This is a genomic window from Nocardioides sp. NPDC058538, assembly GCF_042719275.1.
Lineage (GTDB): Bacteria > Actinomycetota > Actinomycetes > Propionibacteriales > Nocardioidaceae > Nocardioides.
On the sequence record NZ_JBHXNY010000005.1, the window covers coordinates 135,458 to 152,841 of the forward strand.

The 17,384-nt window shown below is 68.3% G+C and carries 21 protein-coding genes; 16 read left to right on the forward strand and 5 right to left on the reverse strand.

The annotated features are described in order from the left end of the window. Positions 1-75 precede the first annotated feature (75 nt). The 10 genes from ACFWQC_RS06645 (at position 76) to ACFWQC_RS06690 (ending at position 8,466) form a co-directional block, all read left to right on the forward strand. Positions 76-1,269: an acyl-CoA dehydrogenase family protein gene (locus ACFWQC_RS06645; RefSeq protein WP_378674817.1), complete on the forward strand. Its 1,194-nt coding sequence runs from the start codon at positions 76-78 to the stop codon at positions 1,267-1,269. Positions 1,270-1,437: 168 nt separating this feature from the next. After that, positions 1,438-1,608, forward strand: a complete 171-nt coding sequence (locus tag ACFWQC_RS06650) for a DUF5302 domain-containing protein (protein WP_378674820.1) — start codon at positions 1,438-1,440, stop codon at positions 1,606-1,608. A 56-nt stretch (positions 1,609-1,664) separates the two neighbouring features. Further along, positions 1,665-2,816: a hypothetical protein gene (locus ACFWQC_RS06655; RefSeq protein ID WP_378674823.1), complete on the forward strand. Its 1,152-nt coding sequence runs from the start codon at positions 1,665-1,667 to the stop codon at positions 2,814-2,816. 31 nt (positions 2,817-2,847) lie between these two features. Continuing rightward, complete coding sequence (locus ACFWQC_RS06660) at positions 2,848-3,777, forward strand: glycosyltransferase family 2 protein (RefSeq protein WP_378674826.1); 930 nt, start codon at positions 2,848-2,850, stop codon at positions 3,775-3,777. 49 nt (positions 3,778-3,826) lie between these two features. Beyond that, complete coding sequence (locus ACFWQC_RS06665) at positions 3,827-4,885, forward strand: MaoC family dehydratase (RefSeq protein WP_378674829.1); 1,059 nt, start codon at positions 3,827-3,829, stop codon at positions 4,883-4,885. A gap of 9 nt (positions 4,886-4,894) precedes the next feature. Next, positions 4,895-5,686 (forward strand): SDR family oxidoreductase, encoded by a 792-nt coding sequence (locus ACFWQC_RS06670; RefSeq protein WP_378674832.1) that lies wholly within the window; start codon positions 4,895-4,897, stop codon positions 5,684-5,686. A 36-nt stretch (positions 5,687-5,722) separates the two neighbouring features. After that, positions 5,723-6,277, forward strand: a complete 555-nt coding sequence (locus tag ACFWQC_RS06675) for a histidine phosphatase family protein (RefSeq protein WP_378674835.1) — start codon at positions 5,723-5,725, stop codon at positions 6,275-6,277. A 48-nt stretch (positions 6,278-6,325) separates the two neighbouring features. After that, on the forward strand, positions 6,326-6,985 hold the full coding sequence (locus ACFWQC_RS06680) for a DUF6758 family protein (RefSeq protein ID WP_378674838.1): 660 nt from the start codon (positions 6,326-6,328) through the stop codon (positions 6,983-6,985). Positions 6,986-6,994: 9 nt separating this feature from the next. Continuing rightward, entirely contained in the window at positions 6,995-7,870 is an 876-nt protein-coding gene (locus tag ACFWQC_RS06685; protein ID WP_378674841.1) for a PHP domain-containing protein, read from the forward strand. Next, the gene (locus tag ACFWQC_RS06690; RefSeq protein WP_378674844.1) at positions 7,867-8,466 is read left to right on the forward strand and encodes a MarC family protein; all 600 of its coding nucleotides are present in this window, start codon (positions 7,867-7,869) and stop codon (positions 8,464-8,466) included. The genes ACFWQC_RS06685 and ACFWQC_RS06690 overlap by 4 nt, the downstream gene beginning before the upstream one ends. Before the next feature lie 10 nt (positions 8,467-8,476). Here ACFWQC_RS06690 and ACFWQC_RS06695 read toward each other — a convergent pair whose 3' ends face one another. Then, positions 8,477-9,241 (reverse strand): SDR family NAD(P)-dependent oxidoreductase, encoded by a 765-nt coding sequence (locus ACFWQC_RS06695; protein WP_378674847.1) that lies wholly within the window; start codon positions 9,239-9,241, stop codon positions 8,477-8,479. 190 nt (positions 9,242-9,431) lie between these two features. On the opposite strand from ACFWQC_RS06695, the gene ACFWQC_RS06700 reads away from it, so the two are divergent. After that, positions 9,432-10,079: a L,D-transpeptidase gene (locus ACFWQC_RS06700; RefSeq protein WP_378674849.1), complete on the forward strand. Its 648-nt coding sequence runs from the start codon at positions 9,432-9,434 to the stop codon at positions 10,077-10,079. A gap of 15 nt (positions 10,080-10,094) precedes the next feature. Here the strand turns inward: ACFWQC_RS06700 and ACFWQC_RS06705 are convergent, their stop codons facing one another. Beyond that, positions 10,095-11,552 (reverse strand): DEAD/DEAH box helicase, encoded by a 1,458-nt coding sequence (locus ACFWQC_RS06705; RefSeq protein WP_378674852.1) that lies wholly within the window; start codon positions 11,550-11,552, stop codon positions 10,095-10,097. Between the two features lie 172 nt (positions 11,553-11,724). Here ACFWQC_RS06705 and ACFWQC_RS06710 point away from each other — a divergent pair, with 172 nt between their 5' ends. Both ACFWQC_RS06710 and ACFWQC_RS06715 read left to right on the forward strand, forming a co-directional pair. Continuing rightward, complete coding sequence (locus ACFWQC_RS06710) at positions 11,725-12,426, forward strand: ferritin-like fold-containing protein (protein WP_355021581.1); 702 nt, start codon at positions 11,725-11,727, stop codon at positions 12,424-12,426. After that, positions 12,416-13,477, forward strand: coding sequence for a C39 family peptidase (locus tag ACFWQC_RS06715; RefSeq protein WP_378674855.1), 1,062 nt, complete (start codon positions 12,416-12,418; stop codon positions 13,475-13,477). The genes ACFWQC_RS06710 and ACFWQC_RS06715 overlap by 11 nt, the downstream gene beginning before the upstream one ends. Positions 13,478-13,554: 77 nt before the next feature. Here the strand turns inward: ACFWQC_RS06715 and ACFWQC_RS06720 are convergent, their stop codons facing one another. From ACFWQC_RS06720 to ACFWQC_RS06730, 3 genes are all read right to left on the reverse strand, one after another. Next, entirely contained in the window at positions 13,555-13,866 is a 312-nt protein-coding gene (locus ACFWQC_RS06720) for a hypothetical protein (protein WP_160027379.1), read from the reverse strand. A gap of 156 nt (positions 13,867-14,022) precedes the next feature. Next, entirely contained in the window at positions 14,023-14,244 is a 222-nt protein-coding gene (locus ACFWQC_RS06725; RefSeq protein ID WP_091052608.1) for a DUF3107 domain-containing protein, read from the reverse strand. Between the two features lie 86 nt (positions 14,245-14,330). Beyond that, complete coding sequence (locus ACFWQC_RS06730; protein ID WP_328529078.1) at positions 14,331-14,963, reverse strand: TetR/AcrR family transcriptional regulator; 633 nt, start codon at positions 14,961-14,963, stop codon at positions 14,331-14,333. 127 nt (positions 14,964-15,090) lie between these two features. Between ACFWQC_RS06730 and moeZ the strand changes: the two genes are divergently transcribed. The 3 genes from moeZ (at position 15,091) to ACFWQC_RS06745 (ending at position 17,373) form a co-directional block, all read left to right on the forward strand. Then, positions 15,091-16,305, forward strand: a complete 1,215-nt coding sequence (moeZ, locus tag ACFWQC_RS06735) for an adenylyltransferase/sulfurtransferase MoeZ (protein ID WP_355021583.1) — start codon at positions 15,091-15,093, stop codon at positions 16,303-16,305. A 154-nt stretch (positions 16,306-16,459) separates the two neighbouring features. Further along, entirely contained in the window at positions 16,460-16,750 is a 291-nt protein-coding gene (locus ACFWQC_RS06740) for a hypothetical protein (protein WP_355021584.1), read from the forward strand. Then, a complete protein-coding gene (locus ACFWQC_RS06745; RefSeq protein ID WP_378674861.1) occupies positions 16,747-17,373 on the forward strand; it encodes a class F sortase in 627 nt (208 codons plus the stop codon). The genes ACFWQC_RS06740 and ACFWQC_RS06745 overlap by 4 nt, the downstream gene beginning before the upstream one ends. The last annotated feature ends 11 nt before the right edge of the window (positions 17,374-17,384 follow it).

The window sequence follows — 17,384 nt, forward strand, 5'->3', positions numbered from 1 at the left end:
TACTGATTGGTAACCTGCCGCAGTGACACGTCGTGGTGGTCTCGACAGGCTCGACCACCGAGTTAGGAGTACAGCATGGGTCGCCTTGCCGAGACCGAAGGTCTCACCGACATCCAGGAAGAGATCCTGAAGACCGTCCGTCAGTTCGTGGACGAGAAGGTCATCCCGGTGGCCCAGGAGCTGGAGCACGCCGATGAGTACCCGACCGAGATCGTCGAGGGCCTCAAGGAGCTCGGCATCTTCGGCCTGATGATCCCGGAGGAGTACGGCGGGCTGGGTGAGTCGCTGCTGACCTACGCGCTGTGTGTCGAGGAGATCGCGCGCGGCTGGATGAGTGTGAGCGGTGTGATCAACACCCACTTCATCGTGGCCTACATGCTGATGCAGCACGGCACCGAGGAGCAGAAACAGAAGTACCTGCCGAAGATGGCCACCGGCGAGGTACGCGGTGCGTTCTCGATGTCCGAGCCGGGTCTCGGCTCCGACGTCTCCGCGGTCTCGACCAAGGCGACCAAGCAGGCTGATGGGTCCTACGAGATCACCGGCCAGAAGATGTGGCTGACCAACGGTGGCTCCTCCACCCTGGTCGCGGTGCTGACCAAGACCGACGAGGGCGCCGAGAGCGTCTACAAGAACATGACCACCTTCCTGGTGGAGAAGACCCCCGGCTTCGGCGAGACCGCCCAGGGCGTGACCGTGCCCGGCAAGATCGACAAGATGGGCTACAAGGGCATCGACACGACCGAGATGATCTTCGAGCGTCACAAGATCTCGGCCGACCAGATCCTCGGTGGGGCCCCGGGCAAGGGCTTCTTCCAGATGATGGACGGCGTCGAGGTCGGCCGGGTCAACGTCGCCGCCCGCGCCTGCGGCCTGGCGATCCGTGGCTTCGAGCTCGGCATCGCCTACTCCCAGCAGCGCCAGACCTTCGGCAAGAAGATCGCCGAGCACCAGGCCATCCTGTTCCGTCTGGCGGAGATGGGCACCAAGGTCGAGGTCTCCCACAACATGATGGTCCGCGCCGCGCGTCTGAAGGACACCGGCAAGCGGATGGACGTGGAGGCCGGGATGGCCAAGATGGTCGCCTCCGAGTACGCCAACGAGGTCGTGGAGGACTCCTTCCGCATCCACGGTGGCTACGGCTACTCCAAGGAGTACGAGATCGAGCGGATCATGCGTGAGGTCAAGTTCATGCTGATCGGTGAGGGCACCAGCGACATCCAGAAGATGATCATCGGCCGATCGCTGCTCAAGGACTACAAGTCCTGATCCTTCGGCCGGACCTTCCGCCGAATCTGTAGAAGTGGGCGACGAGACAGTGGTTTCGTCGCCCACTTCTACGGTCTCGTCCGGAAAACCTGAGGTTTCGTCGTTGTCGTTGTCGTAGGTTGGGGTCTGCCCGACCAACGATCCAGCAACGCCGATGCAGGGAGAGCTATGACCAACGACGATCTCAAAGCCAAGATGCGCGAGGCGCTGGACAAGAAGAACAACCAGGACCACGCACACGCAGAGAGTGCCGGGGCCAAGGAGAAGGCGCACGGGTCCGAGGTAGTCGGCGGCGCACCGAAGATGCACCGCCGGAAGGCGGGTGGCGGCGGCTCCTGACGCTACGATGCCCCTTCGGGGGTGTCGGGTCGGTCTGGTCGAGAGGTAACGAGAAGTTGGCGCGCCGCGTAGTGCTCCATGTCGGGGCGATGAAGTCGGGGACGACATATCTGCAGGGTGCCCTGTACAAGAACAAGGCTCTCCTCGCGGAGCGTGGGTTCCTGGTTCCCGGCGCGCGCTGGCGCAACCAGATCGAGGCCGTTCTCGACGTGAAGGGCCGCCGGAAGCACCCGCAGGGGAACTCGGTCGCCGGGGCCTGGGACCGTCTGGTCGCCGAGGTCGACGAGTGGGACGGCACGGCGCTGATCTCTGTCGAGCTGCTCGCGCCGGTCGGGCCGGAGACGGTCGAGCGGGTGGCGACGAGCTTCGCGGGTGTGACTCCGGAGATCGTGCTCTCGCTGCGTGACATCAACCGGCAGATCCCGTCGATGTGGCAGGAGCTCGTCCAGAACGGTGTGGACTGGACCTGGGCGGACTTCCTCACCGCTGTCAACAGGAGCCGTCCGGGCGCTCCCGAGCGCCGTCGCTCCGGGCCCGGCAAGCGGTTCTGGGGCGAGCAGGACATGGTCTCCATCGCCCGGCGGTGGGGCCAGGCCGGGCCTCTGCACCTGGTCACCGTGCCGCCTCCCGGCAGTCCGGCGACCCTGCTGCTGGAGCGTTTCGGCGTGGCGATGGGCTTCGATCCCGAGGGGATGAAGAGCCCGCCGCCGAAGAACACCTCCCTCGGCTCGGCGACCGTCGAGGTGCTGCGCGGCCTCAACGCCGAGCTGGACCGGCGTGGCCTGGCCTACCCGGCGGCGATGGGGCTGCGCAAGCACGTCCTCGGCAAGCGGCTGATGCCGGAGCTGTCGGTCGACGACCCGCGTATCGGGCTCCAGGCACCGCGCTGGACGGCATCGTTCACCCGCGACCAGGCAGCCGAGCTGAGCGGTCTGGACGCGACCATCCACGGGGATCTCGATGACCTGGCTCCTGTGGACGTACGCGGGATCGACCCGCGCAAGGTCACCGACAAGCAGGTTCGAGACGCCGCGGTGGCTTCCTATGCTGCGCTGCGTACGGACCTCAACAAGAAGCTCGCCGACCCGACCATCCCAGGTGAGGCCATCGACCCGGGGGAGGGCCGCAAGGCCCCGGCGCGCGCCGTCTCCGCCCTGGCCGACCTCGTGGAGTGGTCCGTTCGGCGAGAGGAGCTGGTCCGCACGTAGGACCTCAACACACACATATTCGGGGGACCCTTTGTCAAGCAGCTGGAGCCTGCGCCGTCGTCGCAGACTCGTCGAGGAGGCGGGCGGCACGTCGGCCGCGCCGCCACGGATCGCGGTGCTCACGATCGCCCGCGACGAGGGCGAGATGCTCGCCCGCTGGGTCGACCACTACGGCCGAGCGGCGGGTCACGAGAACCTGATCGTCTTCGACGACGGTTCGACCGACGGTTCCACCGACGGCCTCTCATGCACGGTCCAGCGCCTGCCGGGCTTCCGGAAGGGCAACTTCGAGGCCGGCCGGATGGGCCTGGCCAGTGGGGTCGCCCACGGTCTCCTGGGGATCTACGACGTGGTCATCTTCACCGACGTGGACGAGTTCCTGGTCCCGGACCCGGCGAGGTACGCCAACCTGTCCGACTACCTGGGCCGGCGGCCCGAGCAGGTGATCGCCCCGTTCGCCCTCAACGTCGTCCACCACACCGCGGTCGAGGGACCGCTGGTCAGCGGCAAGCCGATCGTCGGCCAGCGGGCGTACGCCCAGTTCGCGCCGTTGATGTGCAAGCCGTCGGTCAAGCGGGTGCCGGCCGCGTGGACGCTCGCCTCCCACGGGGTCAAGGCGCCGTACGTGCCCGATCCCGGGCTGTTCATGCTCCACATGAAGTTCGCCGACCTGGATCTGCTGCGCCGGCAGGCCGACCGCCGCAACGAGCTCGCCAAGGCGGTGGGTCGCGGCAAGGGCAGCTCGTGGGGACGCTCCGGTGACGATCTGGCCGACCTGCTGACCACCGCGACCGCCTCGGTGAGCGCCGACGTCGAGGAGTTCGACCCGGCCTCGGTCCTGCCGGCCAGGCTCGTCCGCGAGGAGGACGGAGTGCACCGCGCCGTCGGCCCGGGCCACATCGACAACCTCCGCAACCAGCCGCTGTTACGCATCCCGGAACGCCTCCACGGGATCGTCTGAACTAGGTTACCGTCCGGTAATCCACGCACTCACCGACGAGAGGCCGCAGATGAGCAAGACGAACCCCGGCAACTTCTTCGAGGACTTCCAGGTCGGCCAGGTCATCGAGCACGCCACGCCGCGCACGGTGACCGAGGGCGACCGGGCTGCGTACGGGTCGCTCTACCCGACCCGCTTCGCGGTGCCCTCGAGCGCTGCGTTCGCGGCCTCCGTCGGGCTCGAGCAGCACCCTGTCGAGGAGCTGATCGGCTTCCACATCGCCTTCGGCAAGACCGTCCCGGACGTGTCGCTGAACGCGGTCGCCAACCTCGGCTACGCCGAGTGCCGCTTCCACCGGCCGGTGGTGCCGGGCGACACGCTCTCGACGAAGTCCGAGGTCATCGGCCTCAAGCAGAACTCCAACGGCAAGTCCGGCGTCGTCTACGTACGCTCGACCGCCACCAACCAGCGCGGCGAGGTCGCCATCGACTGGGCGCGCTGGGTGATGGTGCACAAGCGGAACCAGGCGGCCGCCGCGCCCGAGACCGTGATCCCGGAGCTGGCCAAGGCGGTCGACGCCAAGAACCTGATCGTGCCCAAGGGCCTGGACTTCTCCGCGTACGACTTCACCGCCGCCGGTGAGCCGCACCGGCTGGCCGACTACGAGGTCGGCGAGAAGATCGACCATGTCGACGGGGTCACCCTCACCGAGTCCGAGCACCAGCAGGCGACTCGGCTGTGGCAGAACACCGCGAAGGTGCACTTCAACGTCGAGGCCCGGCCCGACGGCCGTAACCTCGTCTACGGCGGCCACATCATCTCGCTGGCCCGTGCGCTCTCGTTCAACGGCCTCGCCAACGCCCAACTCGTCGCCGCGATCAACGCCGGCGCCCACACCTCTCCGGCCTTCGCCGGCGACACCGTCTACGCCTGGTCCGAGGTGCTCGACCGAGTCGAGACCGACGCTCCCGGTGTCGGCGCCCTCCGCCTGCGTCTGGTCGCCACCAAGGGACGCGACGAGTCGATGACCCTGCGCGGCGAGGACCCTTCGACAGGCTCAGGACAAGCGGCGAAGTACGCCCCCGGGGTGCTGCTCGACCTCGACTACTGGGCGCTCATTCCTGCGTAAGGACACGTCATGGCAGTGAAGAAGGCACTCTTCGTCTCCGGCTCGGCCCAGGGGATCGGCAAGGCGATCGTCGAGAAGTTCGCGGCGCAGGGCTGGTTCGTCGGGATCTACGACATCGACGCCGACCTGGCCCGCGACGTCGCGGCTCTCCTCGGCTCCGAATCGGCCATCGGCGGCACGCTCGACGTCACCGACCCGGCGTCCTGGAACGCGGCGCTGGAGGAGTTCGCCACCGCCGCCGGCGGTCGCCTCGACCTGCTGGTCAACAACGCCGGCATCCTGCGTGCCGGCCGCCTGGCCGAGGTCGACCTGGCCCAGCACCACCAGACCATCGAGATCAACGTCAACGGCGTGATCAACGGCTGCCACACCGCCTACCCCTATCTCCGGGCCACGCCCGGGTCCGGCGTCATCAACGTCTGCAGCGCGAGCGCGATCTACGGGCAGCCGGAGATCGCCTCCTACAGCGCATCGAAGTACGCCGTCCGCGGACTCACCGAGGCGCTGGAGCTGGAGTGGCGCAAGGAGGGCATCCGGGTGCAGGCGGTCTGGCCGCTGTGGGTGAAGACCGCCCTGCTCGACGGCAACGCCGCCTCCTCCCACGAGACCCTGGGCATCCGGCTCACCGTCGAGGACGTCGCCGACCAGGTCTGGGAGATGGCACAGCCCCGCAAGGGCCTGTTCCGGCTGCCGAAGGTGCACACCACGGTCGGCTTCCCGGCCAGGGCCCTCTCGACCGCCGCCGACCTCGCGCCCAACCTCTTCGTCCGCGAGGTCAACCGGTTCATCACTCGGGCGTGAGACAGCGGCAGGGCGGACGGCTGGTTGGATGGGGGCATGGCCCTCTACCTCGTCAGGCACGGCACCACCGAGTGGTCCCTCAACGGCCGGCACACCTCCCACACCGACCTTCCCCTCCTGCCCGAGGGGGAGGAGGCCGCCAAGGTGCTCGCCTCACGCCTCCAGGACCAGGAGTACGCCGCGGTGCTGACCTCCCCGCGGCAGCGGGCGCTGCGTACGGCTGAGCTCGCGGGCTTCCCCGACGCAGTCGTCACCGACGACCTGGTCGAGTGGGACTACGGCGACTACGAGGGCATCACCACCGACGAGATCCACCGCACCGACCCCGGCTGGAGCCTGTGGACCGGAAAGACCCCCGGCGGAGAGCCCGCGGCCGCCGTCCAGGAGAGGCTGGGCCGGGTCGTCTCCGCCGCGCGCGAGCGCGACGGCGACACCCTGGTCTTCTCCCACGGACACGCGCTGTGCGCCCTGGCCGCGGTGTGGCTGGGACTCCCGGTCACCGAGGGCCGGCTCTTCCGGCTCGACACCGCGACCGTCTCGATGCTGGACGCCCATCACGGGCAGCCGGTCGTCAAGCTCTGGAACACATAGTCACCTCCGACGCTTGACCAGACGGATGCCACGGGTCACCGTAGTGGGGTGGCTCTTGCGGTGGGCTGTCCACGCTGCGCGACGCCGGTGGCGAGCATCGGTGCCGGCGGCAGCAAGTCGTGTCCCGAGCATGGTGTCGTGACGCCGGTGTGGCGATCCGATGCGGCCTCCTACGAGGACCTGGTGCAGGTCCTCTCGCTGGCCGGTGAGGTGCCCACCTACGTTCCCTGGCCGGTCGAGTCGGGCTGGTCGATCGCCGACCTCGCCGTGGTCGGCGACGAGAACAAGGGGGCGGCGACGCTGCTCACGCTGACGGGTGTGACCCCCGACGACGGACCGGTCGAGATGACCGTCGTCACCGAGGAGGCCGGCGTCGGGCTGGGCGCGCGGTGCGCGCGTACGGAAGGACCGGACCCGGGCATCGACGCCTGTGCCGGCCCGCCCACGACGAGGGTCCGGGTCGCCGGGCAGCGGCAGCTGGTGCCGCTGTGGCCGATCACCCAGTGGACCAACGGCGCCGAGGAGTGGGAACGGTCCGTGGTCGTCGGCGAGGCCGCCGGTCGCTGGCTGTGGCTGGTCTTCCGCCCGGCCACGGCGATGCTGATGCTCCAGGACGGCTGGCACCTGCGCCAGGTCGGGGACCTGGGGGTACAGATGGTCGAGCTGCCCTTCGGTGGGCCCGGTGGATCTTGGTGGAAGTCGCCCTAGGATGGGCGGGTGCGCATCGACCTCCATACTCACTCGCGAGTGAGCGACGGGACCGATTCGCCCACCGAGCTGGTCCAGCAGGCGTTGGCCGCGGAGCTCGACGTCGTCGCCATCACCGACCACGACACCGCTGACAGCTGGGACGAGGCGACCGCTGCTGCCGCCGAGGCCGGGATCGAGCTGGTGCGCGGCATGGAGATCAGCACCGACTACGTCGGCCAAAGCGTGCACCTGCTGGCCTACCTGCCCGACCGGACCCATCCGCTGCTGGTTGCCGAGCTCGACCGAATCCTGGCCGGCCGGGACGGACGGTTGCCGCTGATGCTGGCCCGGCTGGCACGGCTCGGCATCGAGGTGTCGCTCGAGGACGTCGCGGCCGTCTCCGGTGATGCCGCCGCCTCCGGGCGCCCGCACCTGGCCGACGCGCTCGTCGCGAAGGGGTACGTGCGCAGCCGCGACGAGGCGTTCAACCGCTACCTCGGGGCCGGCAAACCGGCGAACGTCAGCCGTTACGCGGCCCCGCTCGAGCCGATGATCCGCACCGTCGCCGCTGCCGGAGGAGTCACCGTGATCGCCCACCCATGGGGCCGGTCCGGACGCGAGCAGCCCGACGAGGCAGCCCTCTCCGCATTGGTCGACGCGGGCCTGTCCGGGCTCGAGGTCGACCACCAGGATCACAGCCCGGAAGTGCGCGAGAAGCTGCGGGTGATCGCCCGCAATCTCGACCTCGTGGTGACCGGATCCAGCGATTACCACGGCACCGGGAAGGTGGGTCACCATCTGGGAGTGAACACCACTGCACCCGCTGAGTACGAGCGGCTCCTGGAGCGCGCCGCCGCGGCCGCGGCCGCCTCCGGACGGGCCACCCCCGAGGTCGTACGTTGACCGAGATCTTCGTCTCCACGTTCGTGACGCTCTTCGTGATCATGGACCCGGTCGGCACGATCCCGATCTTCCTCTCGCTGACCGCGGGACAGTCCCCGGGCAAGCAGCGCCGGGCGGCGCTCCTCGCGGTCGCGGTCTCGTTCCTGGTGATCACGATCTTCGCGCTCTTCGGGCAGGCGATTCTGCACTTCCTGCACATCTCGCTCGAGGCGCTGCAGTGCGCCGGCGGCCTGCTCCTGCTGCTGGTCGCTCTCGAGCTGCTCACCGACAACTTCGACGACCCCGTCGCCGCCGCCGGAGCCAACGTTGCCATGGTGCCGCTCGGCACCCCGCTCCTGGCCGGTCCCGGCGCGATCGTCGCCACGATGGTCTTCACCCAGGAGGTCGACTCCGTCGCGGACGGCTTCGGGCTGGGCCTTGGGCTCGTCGTCGTCCACCTCGCCCTCCTGATCGCGATGATCTTCTCCATCCCGATCCTCAAGGTCCTCAAGGAGTCCGGCGTCCTGCTCATCACCAGGATCGCCGGCCTGCTCCTCTCCGCGATCGCCGTTCAGATGGTCGCCGACGCGGTCACGACCTTCATCGCGAACGCCTGACTCTGCCGGGCTACTTGCGGCCCAGCGACTGGAACTTCTGGAGTACGCCGGACGGGACGACCCGCGCCATGGTGGCCAGGGCTTTGTAGCGCTTGCTCGGGATCGAGAAGGTCTTGTCGGCGTCGTAGTCCTCGAGCGCCTCGCGGACCAGATCGTTGACGTCGAGCCACATCCAGGAGGGGGCCGAGTCGTAGCCGGAGCCGAGGCGCTCGTGGAACTCGGTCTTGGTGAACCCCGGCAGCAGGGCCATCACCTTGATGCCCTGGCCGGCGTACTCGTTGTGGGCCCACTCCGTGAAGGAGTTGATCCACGCCTTGGCGGCCGAATAGGTGCCGCGGGGGAGGTACGAGGCGACCGAGCCGACGTTGATGATGCCGCCGTGGCCGCGGGCCGCCTGGGCGCCCAGCGCGGCGTGGGAGAGGCGCAGCGGGGCAATGACGAGCACCTCCGCCATCGCGGTCTCCTCGTCGGCGGTGTTGTCGAGGAAACGGTGCTTGAGGCCGTGACCGGCATTGTTGACCAGCAGGTCGACCGGGTGGTCGGCGTCGGCCAGGCGGGCCTCGACCTTGGCCAGATCGGCGCTGTCGGTCAGATCGGCGCGGAGCACCTCGACCCCGATGCCGTGAGCGTCCGTCAGGTTCTTGGCGACGCCGTCGAGGCGCTCCTCGTCACGGGCGACGAGGACGAGGTCGTGTCCGCGGGCGGCGAGCTGCTGGGCGAAGGCGAGTCCGATGCCGGCGGTTGCGCCGGTGACCAGGGAGGTGGGGTTCGACATGAGGCAATCCTGCCACCATCGCTCGCGCGAGGGATCCAGGCGCCGGGCCGTCGGTTCGTGCGCGGAATCACGGTTTCTGTCTGTCGTGTGACAGTTGACTTGCGGTGATACGTGTTTGGATGATGTTCGACGTGGATTTCGTAGGGGGACTCGGGCGCGTGATGAAGAAGTGAGCCGCACTGCGCGCCACATGAGATCTAGGCCTCTCCGGCGCACCAAGATGCTCTTCGCAGCCTCCTTGCTGACGTCGGCCGGTCTGTACGTCGGGATCGAGGTCATCGCCGAGCCGGTGGCCAACGGCCGGCCCAGCGTGGCAGACAGCGGGATGAAGCTGGGCGCGGACGCCGGGGCACGCACCCCGGTCTGGCCGCACGACAGCCAGCGTGAGGCCGCGATCGACCGTCACATCGATGCGCGGACCGCCGCCGCTGAGAAGGTGCTTCCAGACGACTCCGGCACCGGTCGCCGGGCCGTCTTCTCGATCAGCCGTCAGCGGGTCTGGATCGTGTCCGCGGCCGACCGGACGCGGCGTACGTATCCGGTCTCGGGCAGCATCTACGACAACCTCGAGCCCGGCACCTACAAGGTCTTCTCCCGCTCCGAGCACGCGAGGGGGATCGACGACTCGGGCCGGATGAAGTGGTTCGTACGCTTCACCAAGGGCCCCCGCGCCGCGATCGGCTTCCACAACATCCCGGTGGACAAGGGCAAGCGCGTGCAGACCCGCGACCAGCTCGGCACCCCGCTGTCGCACGGGTGCATCCGCCAGGCCGAGCCGGACGCGAAGGCGATGTGGCGCTTCGCGCGGCTCGGCACCAAGGTGGTCGTGATTCCCTAGCGGGATCAGGCAGGCTCAGGCGTCGGCCTTGGGGGCGGAACCGCCCGAAGAACGACGGCGACGGCGACGACGGGGCGCGGAGCCCTCGGAGCCGGTCTCGCCCTCGACGGGCCTGGTGGACTCGGCGGCCGCCGGAGCAGCGGACTTGTCGACGACCTGGCCACTGCGGGAACGGGTGCGCTGACGGTCGCGGTTGCGGGGAGCGCGCTCGCGCTTCTCACCGTCCTTGTCGGAGTCCTTGTCCTTGGGCTTCGCGGGCGCAGCGGCCTTGATCCGGCCCTTGGTGCCCTTCGGGATGCCCATGTCGTGGAGGAAGTGCTCCGAAGAGGAGTAGGTCTCCTGCGGCTCGTCGAAGGGAAGGTCGAGAGCCTTGTTGATCATCTTCCACTTGTGGAGGTCGGCCCAGTCGACGAACGTGACCGCGACACCGGAGGCGCCGGCCCGGCCGGTGCGGCCGATGCGGTGGACGTAGGTCTTCTCGTCGTCAGGAGTCGTGTAGTTGACCACGTGGGAGACGCCGGTGACGTCGATGCCGCGGGCGGCGACGTCGGTGGCGACCAGGACCTCGACCTTGCCGTCACGGAACTTCTGCATCACCCGCTCGCGGGCGGCCTGCTGCATGTCGCCGTGCAGCGGAGAGGCCGGGAAACCACGGTCGGCGAGGTCGTCGGCCACACGCTGCGCCTGCCGCTTGGTCCGGGCGAAGACGACGACCTTGTCGTGGTCCTCGCACTGCAGCAGGCGGCCGATCATCTCGGGCTTGTCGAGGTCGTGGGCCTGGTAGACGAACTGTGCCGTGGCGGGCACCGTCTCGCGCTCGCTCGCGGACTCGGCGCGGATGTTCATCGGGTGGCGCATGTAGGAGCGCGCCAGCGCCACGATCGCACCCGGCATGGTGGCCGAGAAGAGCAGCGTCTGGCGGGTCTCCGGGGTGAGGGTGACGAGCTTCTCCACGTCGGGCAGGAACCCGAGGTCGAGCATCTCGTCGGCCTCGTCGAGGACGAGGGCGTGCACGTGGGAGAGGTCGAGGACCTTCCGGTTGGCCAGGTCGATCAGGCGGCCGGGGGTGCCGACCACGATGTCGACGCCCTTCTCCAGCGCGTCGATCTGGGGGTCGTAGCCCGCGCCGCCGTAGACGGTCAGCACGCGGAGGCCGCGGTCCACGGAGATCATCGAGATCTCGGCGGAGACCTGCATGGCCAGCTCGCGGGTCGGAGCCACGATCAGAGCCTGCGGCTTGCCCTGCGGAAGGTCGATGTAGTCGCGGTCCTTGGGGGACACGCTGCGCTGCACCACCGGGATGCCGAAGGCCAGCGTCTTGCCGGAGCCGGTGCGGGCCTGGCCGATCAGGTCGGTGCCCTGCAGGGCGACCGAGAGGGTCATCTCCTGGATGGCGAAGGGGGTGGTGATGCCTTTGCGCTCGAGGGGAGCGCAGATCTCGGGATGAACCCCGAGCTCCTTGAACGTTGTCATGATTCGTCGCTACTCGCTTGTCTCATCGAATGCGGCGAGCGACTCACGGGTGTCTCGAGCTTGCCAAGCGAGTGCCACGCCGCGCACATACGGGAACCAGACCACCGCGATATGAAGTGCATTACAGCGGCGCTGGGTCGGTCAAAAGGCATTCTATCGGTAGGGTTCTCCTGTGGTTGCATCGTCAGAGTTCACGGGTCCTCAGGATCCGTTCGGTGATCCTGTTTACAAGGCCGCCGTCATCGACCTTCTCGGAGCAGTCGCCTATGGCGAGGTCTCGGCTGTCGAGCGGCTGACCGACGACGCCAAGATGGCGCCCTCGCTGGAGGACAAGACGGCTCTGCTCGCGATGGCGGCTGCCCAGCACGCCAAGATCCAGCCGGTCCTCGACCGGCTGGTGGAGCTCGGCACCGACCCGTACGCGGCCATGGAGCCGCTGCGCGAGGGGTTCGACGAGTTCCACATCCACACCAAGCCCGCGGACTGGTGGGAGTCGCTGGTCAAGGCGTACGTCGGTGACGGACTCGCCAACGACTTCTACCGCGAGGTCGCCGGCTTCCTCGACGAGGACACCCACAAGCTCGTGGTCACCACCCTCGAGGACGCCGGGCGGGCCGACTTCATCGTCGACCGGGTGCGGGCCGGCATCGAGGCAGATCACCTCATCGGCGGACGCCTGGCGCTGTGGGGCCGCCGCCTCATGGGCGAGGCGATCACCCAGGCGCAGCAGGTCGCCGCCACCCGCGAGGGGCTCAGCGAGCTGATCGCCGGTGACCACCTCCCCGGTCTCGACCTCGGCGCCATCGGCGAGATGCTCACCCGGCTCACCCAGCGTCACGTCGAGCGAATGGGCAAGCTCGGGCTTGAGCACTGACATCCGCTGGACCGGCTGGGCAGGGACGCAGATCGTCCCCGAAGCCGGTGTGTGGACGTCTTCCGAGGTCAGCCCTGGGTTCTGCTTCGACGAGCTGGTCGCCTCCTGGAACGTTGTGACCCCACCCGGGACCTGGGTGGAGGTCGCGGCTCAAGTGGTCGCCGAGTCGGGGGAGCGGAGCGGCTGGCTGGTGCTCGCTCGCTGGTCCTCGGACCCGGCCTTCACCTCCACCTCCGTCGCCGGTCAGGACGACCCGGTCGCAGTCGCTTCGGACGACACCATCCTGGGGCGGGACGGGCGCAGGTTCACGCAGTTCTCGTTGCGGATGAGCCTGCACGGCCCCGCCGGGAGCCAGCCGCGGGCGAGCCTGCTCGGGGCGATCGTCTCGGCCGACGCCCGGGACTCGGCGCCGGCCCCGGGGGCCGTGCCTCGCGGGACGGTGGTGGGTGGCGTACCCGCCTATTCGCAGCAGCTTCACCGTGACCGCTATCCGCACTGGGACGGTGGCGGACAGTCCTGGTGCAGCGCCGCCTCGACCGCGATGATCGCCGACTTCTGGGGCGCCGGGCCGACGGCCGCCGAGACGGCCTGGGTGGACTACGAGACCCCCGACCCGCAGGTGCCGTTCACCGTCCGGGAGGTCTACGACGAGTCCTTCGGTGGCGCCGGCAACTGGGCCTTCAACACCGCCTATGCGGGCGCCCGGGGGCTGGTCGCGTACGTCACCAGGCTCCGCTCCTTCGCCGAGGCAGCCCGGTTCCTCGAGGCCGGGATCCCGCTCGTGCTGGCCGTCTCGCACCAGGCCGGCGAGCTGACCGGCGCTGGTTACGTCACCAACGGTCATCTGCTCGTGCTGACCGGCTTCGACGAGGGTGGCGACCCAGTCGTCCACGACCCCGCCTCCCACAGGATCGTCAGCGATGCCGAGGTGCGGGCGACGTACGACCTCGGCGAGCTCGACCGTGCCTGGGCCCGCTCCGGCCGGATCGTCTACGTCATCCGGCCGCCGGACGTGGTCCCGCCGGAGCCGCCGGCGCAGCCCAACTGGTGAGGCGCCGGTGCCACCGCACAACAGAAGCGGCCCCGCCCACAAGGGGCGGGACCGCTTCGAGGTGACCTGGACGAGGCTCAGGCCTTGGACTTTCCGGTGACACCGGAGGCGACGACCACCAGAACGGCGGCGATCACGACCTGCCAGATGTGACGCCACCAGTCGATGCCGTTGGTTGCGTTGTCCCACGTAGCCGCATGGCCGTCGAACGGCCCGTTGTTCTGGCCGAAGACGAACCAGTAGATGAAGCTGCCGATCAGCATGCCGCCGATACCGCAGACAATCGTCAGCCAGAACGGAATGTTGTCCTTATCGCCCGGCGCGAAGAACTTGCCGAGGGCACCAATGATGACGCCGCCGATGAGGGTGACGAGGATCGTTGAGATCATGCCTTTTCCCTTCAGGTTGTGAGTGGCGCCATGAATGCGCCCATCGTTTGATATTGCACCTGTTGGGACTGGAATGCACGGACAACATGGCTCAAAACCGGAAGTTCGTCACCGGAATCAGGGCCATCCCTGAGTGGTAGTGCAGCCCGGAGTGGTTCAGCCGGCGAAGCCGACCTTGCCGACCTTGGCCGGGCCGATCTCGATGTAGGCGAGCTTCTCGGTCGGGACGATGACCTTGCGGCCCTTGCTGTCGGTCAAAGCGAGCACAGCGCCGCCGCCGAGGGCGTCGGCGATGAGCTTCTCCACCGATTCGCTGGACTCCTCGGTCTCTACGACAAGCTCACGGGCGGCCTGCTGGACGCCGATCTTGACCTCCACGGGTCCTCCTTGCGATGGGTCGATCAATGCTCCGGAATCCTCTCACACGGACCGTGAGGAACCCCGCCGTTGCGCTACGAGCGGAATCAATCAGTCTTGGGGTAGCCGCCGATGCCGCGCCAAGCGAGCCCGGCGACGAGACGAGCCGCGTCGGCCTGGGAGAGCTCGCCGTTGTTGTGGAGCCAGTAGCGAGCGCTGACCTGGATCTGGCCGACCAGACCCACGGCGAGCAGGTGGGAGGCGGTGGGAGCGAAGCCGGTGTCCTCGGCGATCACCTCAGCGATCACCTCGGCGCACTCGTTGGTGACCCGGTCGACCTGCTCGCGTACGGCGGGGTCGTTGGTGAGGTCGGACTCGAAGACGAGCCGGAAGGCGCCGGACTCGGAGGCCACGTAGTCGTAGAAGACCTCGACCGTGCGGGCCACACGTTCCTTGTTCTCATCGGTCGACGCCAAGGCCTCCCGGCAGCGATCGATGATCTCGTTCGCGGACTTCTCCAGCAGGGCCAGGTAGAGGTCGAGCTTGCCGGGGAAGTGCTGGTAGAGAACGGGCTTCGAGACCCCTGCCCTCTCGGCGATGTCATCCATCGCGGCGGCGTGGAAGCCGTAGGCGACGAAGACCTCGAGGGCGGAATCGAGAAGCTGGGCTCGTCGTTCCGTCCGGGGCAGTCTCGCCCCTCGCGGTCGAGTGGGGTCGAGCTCGGATTGGTGCGTGGTCACCCCAGCAGCCTACCCGCTGGTACTCGGATCGCGGGACGCGTCGTCGTCTCGTCCACGGATGAGGGAACATGGAGGAGTGCCTGCGGTGTTCAAGTAGGCATACGTACGCCCGAACTGAGGAGCAGTTGTGTCCCTAGCCCCGCTCGTGGAGCCCGCTGACGAGCTGACGATCGACGAGGTGCGCCGTTACAGCCGCCACCTCATCATCCCCGACGTCGGCATGGCCGGGCAGAAGCGCCTGAAGAACGCCAAGGTGCTGGTCATCGGCGCCGGCGGTCTCGGCTCGCCCGCCCTGCTCTACCTGGCCGCGGCAGGCGTCGGCACCCTCGGCATCGTCGAGTTCGACGAGGTCGACGAGTCCAACCTGCAGCGCCAGATCATCCACAAGCAGTCGACGGTGGGCCAGCCGAAGGCCGAATCCGCCGCGGCGGCGATCAAGGAGGTCAACCCGTACGTCAACATCGTGCTGCACGACGTGCGGCTCGACAACGACAACGTGCGCGAGATCTTCACCGGCTACGACCTGATCGTCGACGGCACCGACAACTTCGCGACCCGCTACATGGTCAACGACGCGGCGTACTTCCTGGGCATCCCGTACGTCTGGGGCTCGATCTACCGGTTCGACGGACAGGCGTCGGTGTTCGCGCCGACCCTGACCGACGACGCCCCGTGCTACCGCTGCCTCTACCCGGAGCCCCCGCCCCCGGGCATGGTCCCCTCCTGCGCCGAGGGCGGCGTGCTGGGCGTGCTCTGCGCCTCGATCGGCTCGATCCAGGTCAACGAGGCCATCAAGATGCTGACCGGCATCGGCGAGCCGCTGGTCGGCAAGCTGATGATCTACGACGCACTCGAGATGGAGTACCGCAAGCTGAAGGTCCGCAAGGACCCCAACTGCGCGCTGTGCGGCGAGAACCCGACGGTCACCGACCTGATCGACTACGACGCCTTCTGCGGTGCGATCTCCACCGAGGCGGCCGACGCCGCGGCCGGCTCGACCATCTCGGTCAACCAGCTCTCCGAGATGATCAAGGAGCGCGAGGAGGGCAGCCGTGACTTCGTCCTCGTCGACGTGCGCGAGCCGAACGAGTACGAGATCAACCAGATCCCTGGCGCCGTCCTGATCCCCAAGGGCGAGTTCCTCAACGGCAACGCGATCCCGCAGGTCGCCGAGCTCACCGGCGACGGTGCCAAGCCGCTCGTGTTCCACTGCAAGAGCGGCGTACGCAGCGCCGAGGTGCTCGCGATCGCCAAGGGCGCCGGCTACGCGGACGCGGTCCACGTCGGTGGTGGCGTGGTGGCATGGGTCAACCAGATCGACCCGTCGCAGCCCTCGTACTGAATCGGTACAGCTGAGCATTACTGAACTGTTGGCCAGCGGTGGCTCCTCTGGGGCCGCCGCTGGCTTTATCTGTACGTGGCGATACCGATAGTTTTGCGATCGCAGCTGCGGGGGGCGGAGTTGCATCAATGCCCGAACCTCGGAGGATTCGACGTTGTCCACACGCGCTCGTCTCAGCGCGACGCTCGCCGGTGCCACCCTGGCCGGCGGACTGTTTCTCGGTGCCCCTGCCAACGCGAGCGACCAGGCCCCGGAGCCGGCCTCCGGCGCGGCCGTAGGCTCTGCGATCGACCCGGAGAGGCTGGAGTCGAACGTCGCGGACCCGACCCCTGGCGTACCTCCGTCCTATGTCTTCGCCGGGGTCGGTGCTCTGCTGATGGGGGCGGGGGCCGGACTGGCCGTACGTCGCAAACGGGCTGAGGCTGTGGCACGCTCGGCCGAGTGAGCAACGGTCAACCCAGCCTGAGGACCTTCCTCGGCGAGATCTTCGTCGTCGTCCTCGTGGTCGCGGTCGCTGTGCTCGGCTATGCCGCCTACGACTACTACACCAAGCTCGACGACGCGAAGAAGACCAACGCGACCCCGCCTGGGACGACCTCCTCGATCCCGGCCGAGGCGCTGGCCGAGGTGCCGAAGAAGAAGGGCAAGGTACGCGGCGTCTCGATCGAGTCGCTCAACGTGCATGCCGACGTGGTGCCGCTGGCCATGGAGGGCGGCACGCTCACCCCGCCCGCCGATGCCTCGCTCATGGGCTGGTGGAAGGGCGGCGCGAAGCCCGGGGCCGATGACGGCTCGGTGCTGATCGTCGGCCACACCCTGCACAACGGCGGCGGCATCCTCGACCGGCTGGGCGAGGTGAACGAGGGCGACGAGATCGTCGTGCGGACCAAGGCCGAGGAGTTCAGCTACACCGTCCGGTCGGTGCGCGACCTCTCCAAGGAGCAGGTCGCCAAGCGCAGCGAGAGGCTCTTCGACACCGACGGCGAGCCGAGGCTGGTCGTGGTGACGTGCGACGACTGGGACGGCACCTCGTTCCAGGGCAACACCGTGGTGGTCGCCGTCCCGTAACCCAGACCAGT